Annotated in this window: 18 protein-coding genes; 4 read left to right on the forward strand and 14 right to left on the reverse strand. The window is 68.1% G+C overall.

All coding sequences use genetic code 11. The features are described 5' to 3' along the window. Position 1: 1 nt before the first annotated feature. The 7 genes from ureG to QUV35_RS06850 are packed head-to-tail and all read right to left on the reverse strand — an operon-like array spanning position 2 to position 4,898. Positions 2-679 carry an urease accessory protein UreG gene (gene ureG, locus QUV35_RS06820; protein WP_300871829.1) on the reverse strand — a complete coding sequence of 226 codons (678 nt, stop codon included), beginning with the start codon at positions 677-679 and terminating at the stop codon, positions 2-4. Beyond that, positions 676-1,395 carry an urease accessory protein UreF gene (locus QUV35_RS06825; protein ID WP_300871831.1) on the reverse strand — a complete coding sequence of 240 codons (720 nt, stop codon included), beginning with the start codon at positions 1,393-1,395 and terminating at the stop codon, positions 676-678. The genes ureG and QUV35_RS06825 overlap by 4 nt, the downstream gene beginning before the upstream one ends. Further along, positions 1,382-1,927 (reverse strand): urease accessory protein UreE, encoded by a 546-nt coding sequence (ureE, locus tag QUV35_RS06830; protein ID WP_300871835.1) that lies wholly within the window; start codon positions 1,925-1,927, stop codon positions 1,382-1,384. The genes QUV35_RS06825 and ureE overlap by 14 nt, the downstream gene beginning before the upstream one ends. Before the next feature lie 10 nt (positions 1,928-1,937). Then, positions 1,938-3,656 carry an urease subunit alpha gene (gene ureC, locus QUV35_RS06835; protein ID WP_300871837.1) on the reverse strand — a complete coding sequence of 573 codons (1,719 nt, stop codon included), beginning with the start codon at positions 3,654-3,656 and terminating at the stop codon, positions 1,938-1,940. A 2-nt stretch (positions 3,657-3,658) separates the two neighbouring features. Further along, positions 3,659-3,964, reverse strand: coding sequence for an urease subunit beta (locus tag QUV35_RS06840; RefSeq protein ID WP_300871840.1), 306 nt, complete (start codon positions 3,962-3,964; stop codon positions 3,659-3,661). A 17-nt stretch (positions 3,965-3,981) separates the two neighbouring features. Next, entirely contained in the window at positions 3,982-4,569 is a 588-nt protein-coding gene (locus tag QUV35_RS06845; RefSeq protein WP_300871842.1) for a HupE/UreJ family protein, read from the reverse strand. A 26-nt stretch (positions 4,570-4,595) separates the two neighbouring features. Beyond that, on the reverse strand, positions 4,596-4,898 hold the full coding sequence (locus tag QUV35_RS06850; RefSeq protein WP_159604346.1) for an urease subunit gamma: 303 nt from the start codon (positions 4,896-4,898) through the stop codon (positions 4,596-4,598). Between the two features lie 160 nt (positions 4,899-5,058). On the opposite strand from QUV35_RS06850, the gene QUV35_RS06855 reads away from it, so the two are divergent. After that, positions 5,059-8,490: an ATP-binding protein gene (locus QUV35_RS06855; protein ID WP_300871950.1), complete on the forward strand. Its 3,432-nt coding sequence runs from the start codon at positions 5,059-5,061 to the stop codon at positions 8,488-8,490. 25 nt (positions 8,491-8,515) lie between these two features. Then, positions 8,516-9,517 (forward strand): response regulator transcription factor, encoded by a 1,002-nt coding sequence (locus tag QUV35_RS06860; RefSeq protein WP_300871952.1) that lies wholly within the window; start codon positions 8,516-8,518, stop codon positions 9,515-9,517. Between the two features lie 25 nt (positions 9,518-9,542). On the opposite strand, the gene QUV35_RS06865 is transcribed toward QUV35_RS06860, so the two are convergent. Together QUV35_RS06865 and QUV35_RS06870 are read right to left on the reverse strand one after the other, a co-directional pair. Beyond that, positions 9,543-10,511 (reverse strand): tripartite tricarboxylate transporter substrate binding protein, encoded by a 969-nt coding sequence (locus tag QUV35_RS06865; RefSeq protein ID WP_300871847.1) that lies wholly within the window; start codon positions 10,509-10,511, stop codon positions 9,543-9,545. A 72-nt stretch (positions 10,512-10,583) separates the two neighbouring features. Continuing rightward, positions 10,584-10,997, reverse strand: coding sequence for a hypothetical protein (locus QUV35_RS06870; protein ID WP_300871850.1), 414 nt, complete (start codon positions 10,995-10,997; stop codon positions 10,584-10,586). A gap of 73 nt (positions 10,998-11,070) precedes the next feature. On the opposite strand from QUV35_RS06870, the gene QUV35_RS06875 reads away from it, so the two are divergent. Both QUV35_RS06875 and QUV35_RS06880 read left to right on the forward strand, forming a co-directional pair. Next, complete coding sequence (locus tag QUV35_RS06875; protein WP_300871853.1) at positions 11,071-11,553, forward strand: helix-turn-helix transcriptional regulator; 483 nt, start codon at positions 11,071-11,073, stop codon at positions 11,551-11,553. 137 nt (positions 11,554-11,690) lie between these two features. Beyond that, positions 11,691-11,996 (forward strand): hypothetical protein, encoded by a 306-nt coding sequence (locus QUV35_RS06880; RefSeq protein WP_300871856.1) that lies wholly within the window; start codon positions 11,691-11,693, stop codon positions 11,994-11,996. Positions 11,997-12,011: 15 nt separating this feature from the next. On the opposite strand, the gene QUV35_RS06885 is transcribed toward QUV35_RS06880, so the two are convergent. From QUV35_RS06885 to QUV35_RS06905, 5 genes are all read right to left on the reverse strand, one after another. Next, the gene (locus QUV35_RS06885; RefSeq protein WP_300871859.1) at positions 12,012-12,797 is read right to left on the reverse strand and encodes an amino acid ABC transporter ATP-binding protein; all 786 of its coding nucleotides are present in this window, start codon (positions 12,795-12,797) and stop codon (positions 12,012-12,014) included. Positions 12,798-12,816: 19 nt separating this feature from the next. Then, positions 12,817-13,473, reverse strand: a complete 657-nt coding sequence (locus tag QUV35_RS06890) for an ABC transporter permease subunit (protein WP_300871861.1) — start codon at positions 13,471-13,473, stop codon at positions 12,817-12,819. Beyond that, entirely contained in the window at positions 13,470-14,117 is a 648-nt protein-coding gene (locus QUV35_RS06895; protein WP_300871864.1) for an amino acid ABC transporter permease, read from the reverse strand. Before QUV35_RS06895 ends, QUV35_RS06890 begins: the two co-directional genes overlap by 4 nt. A 27-nt stretch (positions 14,118-14,144) precedes the next feature. Further along, positions 14,145-14,981: a transporter substrate-binding domain-containing protein gene (locus QUV35_RS06900; RefSeq protein ID WP_300871867.1), complete on the reverse strand. Its 837-nt coding sequence runs from the start codon at positions 14,979-14,981 to the stop codon at positions 14,145-14,147. A gap of 172 nt (positions 14,982-15,153) precedes the next feature. Then, positions 15,154-15,963: a hypothetical protein gene (locus QUV35_RS06905; RefSeq protein WP_300871869.1), complete on the reverse strand. Its 810-nt coding sequence runs from the start codon at positions 15,961-15,963 to the stop codon at positions 15,154-15,156.

The raw sequence follows: 15,963 nt of genomic DNA on the forward strand, positions 1-15,963 counted from the left end.
CTCACGCCGGCTCCGGCTGGCTGCTTTCGCTGCACAGCATGCCGCGCGTCTCGATGAATCGCACCACCTCGTCAACACCGTCCAGGGTCTTGAGGTTGGTCATCACCCAGGGCCGGCGAACGCTGTCGGGCCGCATGCGGGCCGTGTCGGCCTTCATCACTTCGAGATCGGCGCCCACGTGCGGTGCGAGGTCGGTCTTGTTGATGACGAAGAGGTCGCTCTTGGTGATGCCGGGTCCGCCCTTGCGCGGAATCTTCTCGCCCGCGGCCACATCGATCACGTAGATGGTGAGGTCGCTGAGCTCGGGGCTGAAGGTGGCAGCGAGGTTGTCGCCGCCGCTCTCGATGAACACCACGTCGGCGTCGGGAAACTCGGCGAGCATGCGGTCGATGGCTTCCAGGTTGATGGAGGCGTCTTCGCGGATGGCGGTGTGCGGGCAGCCACCGGTCTCCACGCCCATGATGCGATCGGCCGGCAGCGCACCACTGACGGTGAGGATGCGCTGGTCTTCCTTGGTGTAAATGTCGTTGGTGATGGCAATCAGGTCGTACCGGTCGCGCATGGCCTTGCAGAGCATCTCGAGCAGCGTGGTCTTGCCCGAACCGACCGGGCCGCCGATGCCCACGCGCAGCGGTGGCAGGTGTTTGGTGCGGCGGGGAATGTGGTGCAGGGGGGTCATGAGCGGAACAGGCGTGAGTACTGGGTTTCGTGTCGGGCGGAATGGATGGCCAGCAAGGGCAGGAAGGCCTGGCGGTCATTGTCGTGCAGGGCGATGGCACGGTCGACGGCCGCGGGGATCTGTCCCGCCAGGCGCGCCAGCATGCGTTGACCGGCGCTCTGTCCGAGCGGCACCGACTTGACGGCTGCCTGCACCATGTTCTCGCACCAGCCGAAGGCGTAGCCCAGCAGGCTGTCGTGAACGCTGGCGTCGCTGCGGGCGGCGGCACAGGCGCAGGCCACGGGGTAGGTGGGTGGGTCCAGCCGCGCGGACTGAAGCTGCTCGAAGACACCGCTGCCCAGCGCGCCGAGTTGACGCGCCCACTCCATCAGGGAACGCCCCATCTGTTCGCTCTGCAGGCGAAACTCGAGCGTCTCGCGGGTCTGCAGTACCCAATGGTTGAGTGCTGCGATGCGCACAAGATCGTTCGCCTGCCACGCGGGGATGGCCTGGGCCACCACCGCGAGGTCGCTGCGGGCCAGGCCGAGCTGCAGCTGGTCGGTGAGCCAGGCCGCTGCACTGGCTTCGTCGTGCACCAGACCCGCCTCCACCGCCGATTCGAGCCCCTCGGAATACGAGAAGCCGCCCACCGGCAGGGCGGGAGACGCCAGCCAGAGGATCTGCAGCAGGCTGGCTGCCGTTCGCCGCGGGGCCAGGGCCCCGTCAGCCGTGGTCATGGCTGTGGTGCGCGTGGCCGTGATCGTCCCGGGCGGCATGAACGTGGGTGTCGCCCGCGCCGGCACCGTGGCCACCATACGCGCCGGCCTCGGGCTCGAAGGGCTCCCGCACCTCGACCACTGTGAGGTGCATGGCGCGCAGCATCGCGGCCAGCACATGGTCGGGCTCGATCTTCAGGTGGTCGCGTTGCAACTCGATCGGCACGTGCCGGTTGCCCAGGTGGTAGGCGGCGCGCATGAGGTCGAAGGCCTGGTCTTGCGCCGGGTGGTCGGGGCAGGCGCTGATGCGCAACACCGCTTGGGGCGCGGCCACCACACGCAGCAGCGAGCCGTCCTGGGTGACCAGCACATCGCCACCCCGCACCACGGTGCCGCGTGGCAGGAACACGCCCACGTGGCGTTCGTCGGAAGCGACGGTGTCGAAGCGGCTTTTCTGGCGGATGTCCCAGTCGAGATCCAGGTGTGCGGCACGCTGCACCAGCGGCCTGGCGAGGCCATGGCCCTGGGGGATGAGTCGGGAGGCTTGCAACATGGGGTGTCGTTCAGAACAGGAAATAGCGTTGTGCCATCGGCAGCCGGCTGGCGGGTTCGCAGGTCAGCAGCACACCGTCGGCGCGCACGGCATAGGTTTGGGGATCGATCTCCATCCGGGGCAGCAGGTGGTTGTGCACCATGGCGGCCTTGGTCACGCCGCGGCAACCCTGCACCGCGGACAGGGTTTTCTGCAGCCCGAAGCGTTCGCCCACGCTGGCCGCCAGACCCGCCTGCGAGACGAAGGTGAGGCTGCTTCGGGCCATGGCGCCGCCGAAGCTGCCGAACATGGGCCGGTAGTGCACCGGCTGCGGCGTGGGAATGGACGCGTTGGGGTCGCCCATGGCGGCCAGCGCGATGCTGCCACCCTTGAGGACGAGCGCGGGCTTCACGCCGAAGAAGGCGGGCTTCCACACCACCAGATCGGCCCACTTGCCGACTTCAAGCGAGCCAACGATGTGGGAGATGCCGTGGGCAATGGCCGGGTTGATCGTGTACTTGGCGATGTAGCGTTTGACGCGGAAGTTGTCGTTGCGCGGGCCGTCGCCGGGCAGGCTGCCGCGCTGCGATTTCATCTTGTCGGCCGACTGCCAGGTGCGGATGATGACCTCGCCGACGCGGCCCATGGCCTGGCTGTCGCTGCTCATCATGCTGATGGCGCCCATGTCGTGCAGGATGTCCTCGGCGGCAATCGTTTCGCGGCGGATGCGGCTCTCGGCAAAGGCCAGGTCTTCGGGGATGCCGGCGTCGAGGTGATGGCACACCATGAGCATGTCCACGTGTTCGTCGAGCGTGTTGACCGTGTAGGGCATGGTCGGGTTGGTGGAGCTGGGCAGAAAGTTGGCCTCGCCCACCACACGCAGGATGTCGGGCGCGTGGCCGCCGCCGGCGCCTTCGGTGTGGAAGGCGCACAGGCTGCGCCCCTTGGTGGCCGCGATCGTGTTCTCCACAAACCCCGATTCGTTGAGCGTGTCGCTGTGGATGGCGACCTGAATATCGGTGGCTTCGGCCACATCGAGGCAGTTGCTGATGGCGCTTGGCGTGGTGCCCCAGTCTTCGTGCAGCTTCAGGCCGATCACGCCGGCGTTCACCTGCTCGTGAAGGGCGGCGGGCAGGCTGGCGTTGCCCTTGCCGAAAAAGCCCAGGTTCATCGGCAGGCCGTCGGCCGCCTGCAGCATGCGCTCGATGTGCCAGGGGCCGGGCGTGCAGGTGGTGGCGAAGGTGCCGGTCGCAGGACCCGTGCCGCCGCCGAGCATGGTGGTGATGCCCGAGGTGAGGGCCTCGTCGACCTGCTGCGGGCAGATGAAGTGGATGTGGCAGTCGATGCCACCGGCGGTGACGATGCTGCCTTCGCAGCTGATGACCTCGGTGCCCGGGCCGATGACGATGTCCACACCGGGTTGTGTGTCGGGGTTGCCGGCCTTGCCGATGGCCACGATGCGTCCGTCCTTGAGGCCGATGTCGGCCTTGACGATGCCCCAGTGGTCGACGATGACGGCGTTGGTCATGACCGTGTCCACGGCGCCTTCGGCGCGCGTTCTTTGCGATTGCGCCATGCCGTCGCGGATGGTCTTGCCGCCGCCGAACTTGACTTCTTCGCCGTAACCGCCAGCGGCGAGGGTGAAGTCCTGTTCGATTTCGATCATCAGGCCGGTGTCGGCGAGGCGAAGGCGATCGCCCACGGTGGGGCCGAACATGTCGGCGTAGGCGCTTCTTGAAATCGTGGCCATGGTCAGAGCTTCCCTTGAACGAGGCCGCGAAAGCCGTGCACGATGCGCGCACCCGCGTAGTCCACCAGCTCCACCGTTCGCTGCTGGCCAGGCTCGAAACGCACGGCCGTGCCGCTGGCGATGTTCAGGCGCATGCCGCGAGCCGCCGCGCGATCGAAATCGAGCGCGCCGTTGGTCTCTGCGAAGTGGTAGTGCGAGCCGACCTGGATCGGGCGGTCGGCGCTGTTCTTCACCACCAGGGTGAGCGTGCGCCGGCCGGGGTTGAGCGTGTGAACGCCCTCGTCGGTGAAGAGTTCGCCGGGGATCATTCGGTGCCTCCTCGGTTTCAGCCAGCGATGAGCGACCAGCCCATGTTCAAGCCCATCACGGCGACCACGCCACCGGCCACGCGCGGTGCCCAGTGGTTGGCGCGCTGGAGACCCAGACCCATGGCGATGCCCACCCCGTGCAACGCAGCGGTGCCCAGCACCATGCCGGCCAGCGCTGCGCCATCGGCAAGCTCCTGTCCGTGGGCTGCGCCATGAAACAACGCAAAGGTGCCCACCAGCACCGCGCCCGCCGCCTCGGGCAGCTTCACCTGCGCAGCCAGCAGCAGTCCCACCACCAGCAGGGAGGCGGCGATCATGGGTTCGATCGCCGGGAAACCGATGCCGGCCTGTGCAAGCAGCGCGCCCGCCAGCAGCAAGGCCGCGAAGGACAGCGGTGCAACCCAGAGGCGCCGCGTGGTCATGGCGCTCCACACGCCCACAGCCAGCATGGCGGCCAGGTGGTCCAGCCCGGTGATGGGGTGCAGAAAGCCGGTGAGCAGGCCGCCGTGGTCGTGTGCGCCACCCACGTGGGCCGCGGCGGAAAACGACAGGGTGGCGAGCGCGACGGCGAACAGGCTTCGTTTGATCAGGGCAGAAGAGCTCATGCGGGTCTCCGGGGAATGGGGATGCTTCAAGGTATGGGCTGGTGCACGGTGACGAGCTTGGTGCCGTCGGGGAAGGTGGCCTCGACCTGGATGTCCGGGATCATCTCGGCGATGCCCTCCATCACGTCGGCACGGGTGAGCACGTTGCGCCCGTCGCTCATGAGCTGGGCCACGGTCTTGCCGTCGCGCGCTCCTTCCATCACGGCCGCGCTGATCAGCGCCACGGCTTCGGGGTAGTTGAGCTTCAGACCCCGTGCCTGGCGCCGCTCGGCCAGCAGGGCGGCGGTGAAGATCAGCAGCTTGTCTTTTTCGCGGGGCGTGAGTTCCATGGCGGTGCGTGCGGGTCGGTGGTGTCTGACGCTTCAGGTCAGCAAGTCCCGTGCCCCGGGCACCGGTGTGGCACGAAAGCTGCACAAACGTGGCGTGACGACCATCCCCATTGTTCCCATCAGAGCCACGCCTGCCGCCACCGCCGGGCAGGAACCCGGCATGGATGCGCCCCAGCGCATCACCCGCGTGCGCCGCGACTACAACAACTGGGTGGGCAGCGAAACCATGGAGGACTACGCGCTGCGCTACACGCCGCAGCGCTTTCGCAAATGGAGCGAATGGCGCGTGGCCAACACGGCATTCGGCGCCGCCTCCTTCCTGATCCTGGAAGCCGTGGGCGCCACGCTGCTGGTGCAATACGGCTTTGTGAACGCCGCGCTGGCCATCCTGTGCACCGGCCTGATCATCTTCCTCGCCGGCCTGCCGATCAGCGTGTACGCCGCCCGCTACGGGGTCGACATGGACCTGCTCACGCGCGGCGCGGGCTTCGGCTACATCGGCTCAACCATCACCTCGCTGATCTACGCGACCTTCACCTTCATCTTCTTTGCGCTCGAAGCGGCGGTGATGGCCTACGCGCTGGAGCTCGCGCTCGACATTCCGCCCGCCTGGGGTTACCTCATCTGCGCGGTGGTGGTCATTCCGCTGGTCACGCACGGGGTGTCGGTGATCAGCCGCTTCCAGATGTGGACCCAGCCGCTGTGGCTGGTGATGATGGTGGTGCCCTTTGTGGCGGTGGCGGTCATGGCGCCCGAAACATTCACCAACGTGGTGCGTTATGGGGGCGAATCCGGTGCAGGAGCGGTGTTTGACTGGCACCTGTTTGGTGCAGCCCTCACCGTGGGCATCGCGCTCATCACCCAGATGGGCGAGCAGGCCGACTACCTGCGTTTCATGCCCGCACAGGAGCCCGGCAAGGGCCTGCGCTGGTGGGCCGGTGTGCTGGCGGGCGGGCCGGGCTGGGTGCTGCTGGGTGTGGTGAAGATGCTCGGTGGTGCGCTGCTGGCGTATCTGGCCATCAGCCACATGGTGCCGCCCGAGCGCGCGGTGGACCCCAACCAGATGTACCTGGCGGCCTACGAATACGTGTTCGCCGACTACGGCTGGGCGGTGGCGGCCACGGCACTGTTTGTCGTGGTCTCGCAGCTCAAGATCAACGTCACCAATGCGTATGCCGGTTCGCTGGCCTGGAGCAATTTTTTCTCACGCATCACCCACAGCCACCCGGGGCGCGTGGTGTGGGTGGTGTTCAACACCTTCATCGCCTTCATGCTGATGGAGATGAACGTGTTCCAGGCGCTGGGCCAGGTGCTGGGCCTGTACTCCAACATCGCGATCGCCTGGATCATGGCGGTGGTGGCCGATCTGGTGATCAACAAGCCGCTGGGCTGGAGCCCCAGGGGCATCGAGTTCAAGCGCGCCCACCTGTACGACATCAACCCGGTGGGCGTGGGTGCCATGGTGCTGGCCTCCGTGCTGTCGATCACCGCCCACATGGGTTTGATGGGGCCGACAGCGCAGGCGTTCTCGGCCGTGATTGCGATGGTCACGGCGTTTGTGACGGCGCCGCTGATCGCCTGGGCCACCCAGGGCCGGTACTACATTGCGCGGGCTGGCGGCGAGCTTGCAGAGCGTGTCCACACCTGCGTGATCTGCGAGCGCGAATACGAGGGGCCGGACATGGCCCACTGCCCGGCATACCAGGGGCACATCTGTTCGCTCTGCTGCACGCTCGACGCGCGTTGCGGAGACCTGTGCAAACCGCACGCGAAACTCTCCGAGCAGTGGATGGGTGCGCTGCGGCGCGTGCTGCCGCGCTCCATCTGGCCCTACCTCGAAGCCGGCCTGGCGCATTACCTGCTGCTGATGCTGGTGATGGCGCCGGTGCTCGCTGCGGTGCTCGGCCTGTTGTACCGCCAGGAGGTGCAGGCCATCGCCCAGCGCATGGGGCTGGCGGCCAACGCCGGCCTGCTCGATGCCGCATTGCGCTCGGGTTTCCTGCGGGTGTATGCGGTGCTGCTGCTGATCACGGCCACGGTGGCGTGGTGGCTGGTGCTCACGCACAAGAGCCGCGAGGTGGCGCAGGAGGAGTCCAACCGCCAGACGCGCCTGCTGCTGCAGGAGATCGAGTCGCACCGCCTCACCGACGAGGCCCTGCAGCAGGCGCGACGGGCCGCGGAACAGGCCAACCAGGCCAAGACGCGCTACATCAGCACCATCAGCCACGAGCTGCGCACGCCGCTCAACAGCATCCTGGGCTACGCGCAGCTGCTGCAGGAAGACACCGGCCTGGCACCGCACCGGGCCCAGGCGATCCGGGTGATCAACCGCGGGGGTGAGCACCTGCTCTCGCTGATCGAGGGCACGCTGGACATCGCGCGCATCGAGTCCGGCAAGCTCGCACTCGATGTGCGGCCCATGGCCTTTGCCGGCGCCATGCAGGAGGTGGCCGGCATGTTCGAACTGCAGGCCAGCGCCAAGGGCCTGCGCTTCGCTTTCGAGACCGGCAGCCGCCTGCCCGACACGGTGCGGGCGGACGAAAAGCGGCTGCGCCAGATCCTCATCAACCTGCTGGGCAATGCGGTGAAGTTCACCCGCACCGGGCAGGTGCGCCTGCGCGTGACGCACGCCCGCGAGATGGCGCAGTTCGAGGTGCACGACACCGGACCGGGCATGCGGGCGCAAGATCTCGAGCGCGTGTTCGAGCCGTTTGCGCGCGGACAGAACGAAGCCGCTGCGCCCGGGCCGTCCAGCGGCACCGGACTGGGCCTGACGATCGCCAAGATGCTGACCGATCTCATGGGTGGCGAAATGACCGTGCGCAGCGAGCCCGGCGCGGGTTCGGTGTTCACCGTGCGCCTCTTTCTGCCCGAGGTGCATGGTGCGGTGCTGCCGCGCCCGCTGGCGCTGCCCGGCCACATCGGCTACGAGGGTCCGCGCCGGCGCGTGCTGGTGGTCGACAACGAAGAAGCCGACCGCGAGCTGATCCAGCGCTGGCTGGAGCCGCTGGGCTTCGAGGTGATGCTGGCCACCAGCGGCCTGGACGCGCTGGCGCTGCTCGAGGGCCTGCAACCCGGTGCCGCCGGTGCACCCGACGCCGTGTTCATGGACCTGGCCATGCCCGGCATCGACGGCTGGGAAACCATGCGCCGCCTGCGTGCCGCGGGCTGGAGCGCGGTGCCGCTGGCCATCGTGTCGGCCAATGCTTTCGACAAGGGCCCGCAGATCGACGGCGACGGCCACCTGGGTCACCGGCCGCAGGACTTCTTTGTGAAGCCGGTGCGGCGCGACGACCTGGTGGGCTGGCTCGGCCTGCGGCTGCGGCTGGCGTGGATCGAACTCGCGCCGCCGGCCGCCGCTGCGGTGTCGACCCAACCCGCCGGCACAGACCCCGCCATCACCCGCAGCCACGAATGGGTGCCCTTGCTCGAACTCGTGCGCCTGGGCTATTACAAGGGCATCGTGCAGTGGCTCGACGACTGGGTGCACGAACACCCCGATCAGGCCGCGTTCGCACAGCAACTGCGAACGCTCGCGCGCGAGTTCCGCTTTGACGCCATCGAACAGCAACTGCTGCAACGCCATGTCTGAGACCGTGTCCAGCCGAACCGCCAACATGCCGGCGGCGCCCATGCCCCTGCCGCATGGCGACCAGCCCATCGTGCTGATCGTCGACGACGTGCCCGACAACGTGGCGCCGCTGCACGACGCGCTGGACGAGGCCGGCTACACCGTGCTGGTGGCCCTGGACGGCGAGAGCGCCATCCGACGCGCCACCCAGGCCCTGCCCGACGTGGTGCTGCTCGATGCGTTGATGCCCGGCATCGACGGCTTCGAAGTGGCGCGCCGGCTCAAGGCGCAGCCGGCCACCGCGCACATTCCCATCATCTTCATGACCGGACTGACCGAGACCGAGCACCTCGTCGCCGCGCTCGATGCGGGCGGGGCCGACTACGTGACCAAACCGATCAAGCCGCGCGAGGTGATGGCGCGCATGGGCGTGCACCTGCGCACCGCCCGGCACGTGCGCCAGGGCGCGGTGGAGCGCAGCCAGGCGCGCAACGCGCTGGATGCCTTCGGCTACGCCACCATCACCGTGCGCGAGAGCGACGGCCGCCTGATGTGGCAGACGCCGCTGGCGCGTGAACTGCTGCGCAACCACTGCGGCACCGAATCGCCCACCACGCCGCCAGCGGTGCTGCAGTGGCTGCGCCGCCACCTCGGAGAAGCCAGCGAGCAGCGCGAGCCGCCGCGCCTGACCCTGGAGAACGGCCCGCGCCGGCTCACGTTCCGCTTGCACCAGCGCGTGGGCGACGAGGACGGTGATGCCGATGCCGGTGGTGACTGGCTCATCGTGATGCAGGAAACCTCGGACGCCAGCGTGCTCTCCAGCGTGGCCGGCGCGTTCGGCCTGACCGCGCGCGAGGCCGAGGTTTTGTACTGGGTGGTCAAGGGCAAGATCAACCGCGACATCGGCGACATCCTGGGTGCCAGCCCCGCCACCGTGAAAAAACACCTGGAGCGGATCTACGCCAAGCTCGGCGTGGAAACCCGCACCGCCGCCGCCGCCATGGCCATCAACCGCGTGCCGCTGCTGCAGCCGCAGCACGGCGGCTGAGCCGGGCTGCGGCGGGGCGCGCGCGTCACTCGGTGATGTTGTTGGCCTTGATGAAGGCCGACCAGGTCGTCATCTGTTTTTCGACAAAAGGCTTGAACACCTCGGGGCCGCCGCCCACCAGGTCGATGCCCTGGGCCTCGAGCTTTTTGGCCACCTCGGGATTTTTCAGCGCAGCGGCCACGGCGGCGTGGATGCGGGCGGTGAGGGCCGGGGGCATGTTGGCCGGGCCGATCACGCCCCACCAGGCCGGTGCGTCAAAACCGGGGAAGCCGCTCTCGGCAATGGTGGGCACGTTGGGCATGTCCTTGGAGCGCTTGCTGGTGCTCACCGCCAACGGGGTCACGTTGCCGGAGTCCGCATGGGGCTTGATCAGGAACAACGATCCCACGGCCAGCGGCACATGGCCGGCAATGGCGTCGTTCATCAGCGGGCCGCCGCCCTTGTAGGGCACATGGGTCCAGTCGAAGCCGGCGTTCTTGGCCATCTGCGCAATCGCCAGATGCCCCAGGCTGCCGGTGCCGATGGTGCCGAAGCTGGTGGACTTCTTCGCCCTGGCCTCGCTCACCAGCTGCGCAAAACTGGTGATGGGCGAGCCCTTGGTGGCGGCCAGCACCATGGGCGCGGTGCCGATCAGGGTGATGTGCTCCAGGTCTTTCATGGTGTCGAAGGCCATGGACGGTTTGAGCGCCGGGTTCACCGCGTGGGTGTCGAACACCACGCCGAAGGTGTAGCCGTCGGGCGCTGCCCTGGCGATGGCCGCGGTGCCGATCACGCCCGAGGCCCCACCGATGTTCTCCACGATCACCGACTGCTTGAGTTGCACCCGCAGCGCTTCGGCCAGGATGCGCGAGACCTGATCGACCGAGCCGCCCGGCGGAAACACCGCGATCACGCGGATCGGTTTGGCCGCAGGCCACTCCTGCGCCAGGGCGACCGAGGCCGAGGTGGCCAGCACCGTGGACACCAGGGCGCCCACCACGAGTTTCTTCAGCATGTGATTGTCTCCAACAGGTTGCATGAACAGGGTCTGGATGGTAAGCATGCAAACCCGCACCGGGACAGATCGCTAACCCTGAGGGATTGAGCCCGGCACGACCCGGTCGGCGCGCAGTTCGCGGATGCGTGGATCGATGTAGTAGCCGCCGTACTCGGTGTAGCGCAGGAAGGGAAAACCGCACGACCTGCAGGCCCAGATCTCGCAGCGGTTGCAAGGGTGGTGGGCCAGCGAGATCGGCGCCTCGGGCGACCACGCGTCCACGCCAGGCGGGCGGTGTTCCTCCAGCGTGGGCTCGTCGTCGCCGGGCAGCCAGAGTGCGCCAATCGGCTGCAGGGCGGCACCGTCCTGCGAGGCGGGAAACGACTCCCAGCCTGCGCTGGCATACGGCCGGCAGGCGGGGCAGGTTGTGGCGCCAGCGTGCGCTTTCGCCAGACCGGCCACGGTTTCGGGGGACAGGCGTTCAAGGTCGGATGGTCGGGACATGGGTTGCATGCTAACGGAGGCCGCCGTGCTGCCCCTCACGGTATGGCTGTGTTCGATGTCGTACCATCCGCCCATGACCACGTTTGCCGACTCCCTCAAGAAAGAGATTGCCCGGGTGGCACGCAAGGAACTGCGCGACGAACTCGCCTCCCTGCGCAAGACCGCGTTGCTCCAGCGCGCCGAACTGGCTGCGCTGAAAAAGCAGACCAGGGCGTTGCAGGTTCAGTTGAACCGGCTCGGTCAGGCGAGCGCGCAGGGTGCGCGCCAGCCTGCCCAGGCGGCCGACACCGGGCCGGCGGCGGCGCCCCGAGGCAAGCCCGGGCGCAAGGTGGTTTTCTCGGCAGAGCGACTGAAACTGCAGCGTGCACGCCTGGGCCTCACGCAGGAACAGGCGGCCCGGCTGCTGGGTGTGTCGTCGCTCTCCATCTGGAAATGGGAGTCCGGCGGCGCCGTGCCGCGCGCCTCGAGGGTTCCGAAGCTGCTGGAGTTGCTGGCGCTGGGCAAACGCGAAGCACTGGCCCGGGTCGAAGCCCCGGCGGCGTCCGAGCCGCGCTGAAACGCGGTCTGTCGCGCCCGGGCAGGTGGCTGCGGCGCGTTGAGCGCAATCAATCGGTCCGGCGCCGGGCGATGCACCATGCGGTGTCCGACCTCACGGCATGTGCCGTGAGGTGACGGGATCCAATGGAGTCCACCATGAAACCAGGCATGTTTGCCGCAGCGGTATTGTTCACGGCCCTGTCGGGCAGCGCCATCGCCCAGACCCCGGCGGAGGCGCCCATCTTTGGCTCGGAGCTCATGACGCAGCAGGAGCGGCTGGAGTACCGCGATCGCATGCGCGCAGCGCGCACCCAGGAGGAGCGGGAGCAGATCCGCAACCAGCACCACGAGAAAATGCAGGTGCGCGCCAAGGAGCGCGGCTCCACCCTGCCCGCGATGCCACCGATGCCCGGCGGCATGGGGCCGGGCGGGGGCCAGGGTCCCGGCGTGCCCAAGCGCTGAGTCGCGCGCCGGTCTTCAGGCTGCCGCGGGTGATCGGCCGTCGGCGAAGCGCTGCAGGAACTGCCGGCCGCGCTCGGTGCTCGGCGCATCGAAGAAGGCCTCCGGCGCACCGGTTTCCACCACCACCCCATGGTCCATGAAGACCACGCGGTGGGCGGCTTCCCGGGCAAACGCCATCTCGTGCGTCACCACCAGCATGGTCATGCCCTCGGCGCACAGGTCGCGCATGACGGCCAGCACCTCGCCCACGAGTTCGGGGTCGAGTGCGCTGGTGGGCTCGTCGAACAGCATCAGTGCGGGCTTCATCGCCAGCGCCCGTGCAATGCCCACGCGCTGTTTCTGTCCACCGGAGAGCCGGGCCGGAAACACATCGCGCTTGTCGAACAGACCCACGCGCCGCAGCAGCGCTTCGGCCTCGACGCGCACGGCGTCCTTCGGGCGGCGCTGCACATGCACCGGTGCTTCCATCACGTTCTGCAGCACCGTGAGGTGCGGCCACAGCGCGAACTGCTGGAACACCATGCCGATGTGGGTGCGCACCTGCGCGAGCTTGCGGTCGTCCATCACGACGCCGCCCGAGGTCACCCCGATGGGTTGGCTGTCGATCAGGATGCGCCCGCTGTCGGGGCGTTCGAGCCAGTTGATGCAGCGCAGCAAGGTGGATTTGCCCGACCCGGAGGGCCCGAGCAGGCAGACCGTTTCGCCAGGCGCCACGGTGAAGGAAATGTTGTCCAGCACGCGCAGGCTGCCGTAGCTCTTGCAGAGCGACTGGACGCTGAGGAGGGGGATGAGGGTGGGCATGGTGCGGGCGGGTGGTGGGTCAGCGCCGCGCGTCGGCCAGGCGGCCCACGGCGGCCACGCCGGCCTCCACCACCAGGCACAGCGCCCAGTACAGCAGCACGGCGGTGAGGAAGGCGGCGAACGGAATGAAGTGGCGCGACTGGATGGAGCTCACCGCATGGGTGAGCTCGGGCAGGGTGATGATGGTGAGGAAGGCGCTGTCCTTGATGATCTGGATCAGCTGGTTGCCCAGCACCGGCGCGCTGGAGAGCGCCAGCGGCGGCAGCACGATGCGCCGGAACAGGCCAAGACCGCTGTAGCCGAATGCCACGCCGGCCTCGATCGGGGCGCGTGGCTGGCTGGCCCAGGCCGCGCGCAGGATCTCGGCCATGTAGGCCGCGTGGTAGGCCGTGAGCGCGAACAGGCCCGCGCTCCAGGCGTCGAACGGCAGGCCCAGCGAGGGCAGGCCGTAGTAGACGATGTAGGCGAACAGCAGGAAGGGCGTGCAGCGCGCCAGGTCCACCAGTGCCTTGGCCGGCAGCGACAGCGACCGCCGGGGCGACATCAGCAGGGTCGAGAGCAGCGCGCCCAGCACCAGTGCCGCCAGGCCGGCCAGCACCGACAGCAGCACCGTGTTGCCCAGGCCCGAGAGCAGCAGGCCACGCTCGGACCACACGGTGGCGAAGTCGCGCATCATGCGGCGGCCCCACGCTGGTGGGTGCGCCGCTCCACCCGGCGTTGCACGCTCACCAGTGCATAGACGATGGGAATGTAGATGGCCAGCGCCACCAGAAACGGGGGCAGCGGCTCGTAGGTTTGTGCACCGATGCGCACGGCCGCGCGCGTGATGTCGACCACGCCCACCACCGCCAGCACCGGCGTGAGCTTGACCAGTTGCGACATCTCGTTGATGAGGCCGGGCAGCGCGGTGCGCCAGACCTGCGGCAGCACGATGCGCCGAAAGCGCAGGCTGCGACCCATGCCGACCGACTGCGCCGCTTCGATCTGGTCTTTCGGCAGATCGAGCAGCGCGGCCCGCCACACCTCGCAGTTGAACGCCGCGGTGTTGAGCACGAGCGCCATCAGGCCGGCAGACACCGGGCCGACCGAGATGCCGGCGGTGGGCAGGGCAAAGAAGATCAGCAGCACCAGCGTGATCAGCGGTGTGGCGCGCAAGAGGCTCACGTAAACCGCCACCGCCGCGCCCAGGATCGGTACCCGGGCCCAGCGCGCCAGCGCCAGACCCAGGCCCAGCGGCAGGCCCAGCGCAATGCCGGCGATGGACAGCAGCAGCGTGGTCAGCGCGCCGCTGAAGATCGACAGGACATCGGCGTGGGTCATGCGCTGGCGGTTTCTCGCGGTTCGGTCTTATTGCTCGGGCGTGTAGCTCACCGGCAGCGTGAACGCTTCACCGAACCACTTCTTCTGCAAGGCCGGCATCACGCCGTTGGCCTTCTGCGCAGCAATGAAGTCGTTCATGAACTTCTGCAGGTCGGTGTTGCCCTTCTTCACCGCCCAGGCGGGGTAGGAACTGCCCGACACCGGCTGGCCGAGTTCGAACACGTTGGGGCGCTCGGCCACCAGGGCCTTGAGGTTGATCACCGTGTTGACCACGAAGTCGGTGCGCTTGAGCGCGAGGTCCTGGTAGGCCTCGGGGTAGGAGGCGTATTCAACGATCTTGCCGAGCTTGCCGCCTTCCTTGGCCAGCATGGCCTGCAGCTCGGGCAGGCGGCTCAGGAACGCGCTGCCGGTCTGCACCCCGACGGTCTTGCCGTTCAGGTCCTTGATCGACTTGATGCTGCTGTCGTCCTTGCGCTTGACGTAGTAGTGCGTGGCGTCGGCGATCGGGCTGGTGAAGTCCAGCGACTGCGTGCGCTCCCTGGTCATGAGCACCGCAGTGATGGCGATGTCGTACTTGCCGGTCGCCACACCCGCGAGGATGCCGGGCCAGGGCAGGATCTCCTGGCGGATCTCGAACGGTGCGTATTTGCGCAGCGCATCGACCATCTCGTTGTTGAAGCCGGTGGGCTTGCCGTCCTTGACGAATTCGAACGGGCGGAAGTCGTCTTCTGTGACCACGGTCATGTAGCCGCGCTTCTTGATCTCGTCGAGGTTGGCGGCTTGTGCGGTGGTGGCCCACAGCGCGAGCGGCAGCAGCAGGGCGGCGAGCACGCCGCGGCGAGAGAATGGGAGGGTGGTTGGCATGGTGAAGCTCCTGGGGGTTGAAGTGAAGCGGGGTTGAGCGCTTCACCTTCCGCGCAAGTTGCATGCCCATCAAAAGACCATGGAGGTCCGTTTGTGCAGACGCGTCCACACCACCCGCTGCGAAGCTGGTGCATGTGCCGCCGGGTGCACGGCAGCGGTGCGTGGGCGGGCTTCAGTCGGGTGCGTGCCACTCCAGCACCTGCCAATGAACCGGCAGAAGAGGGCTCTTCACCGTGGCCTCCGACTGGCTCGTGCGCTGCAGGGCACACGTGTGCACACGGCCTTCCCGTTCGGGCACGGTGGCGCGCTCGATGGTCCACACACCATGCTCCAGCGTGCCGAAGCCGATGTCGAAGTCCAGCAGCTCATCGGCATGCCCCGGATGGCGCGCCACCACCCCGGCCAGCGAGTCGTCGGGCGCCGTGTCGGCGGGCCAGGCGGCGCTGCGCGGTCGCAGGTGCATGAGGTAGCGTCCGGCCACCAGGAGGCGCTCGGCGGTGGGTGCGCCGCTCTCGTCGAGCGCGCCCAGTGCGATGCGGGTGCCCAGCGAGCCCGGCAGGCGTTCCCACACCTCGAAGTAGGTGCCGTGGATACCGGTCTCGTGCACGCAGTCGGGCGACTCGAACACCATGTGGCCGGCATCGGGTGTGCTGCGTGGCGGCTGCAGGTCGATCTGGCGTTGCCAGGTGCAGACCTCGGGTTGGGTGGCGTCGGGCTGTGTGATGAGCGTGGTGCCACCGAAACCCTGCTGCGCGGCGCGGCCCGCGGGAGTGCGGCGGTCGGCTTCGGGCGGCACGCGCAGGTCGCCGTGCCACAGGCCGGTCTGCAGCCAGCGCACCCAGGTGGTGGTGTCACGCTCGGTGGGTGTTTCCAGCAGGGTGCGCTGCCACACGCCGTGGTAGCGCTCGGGGATCGGGTCGATGGCGTTCATGGTTGTGCGGATGGGCTTCGACAGGCTCAGCCCGAACGGACCTGTGGGCAT

It is taken from the genome of Hydrogenophaga sp., from assembly GCF_030373225.1.
Classification (GTDB): Bacteria; Pseudomonadota; Gammaproteobacteria; order Burkholderiales; family Burkholderiaceae_C; genus Hydrogenophaga.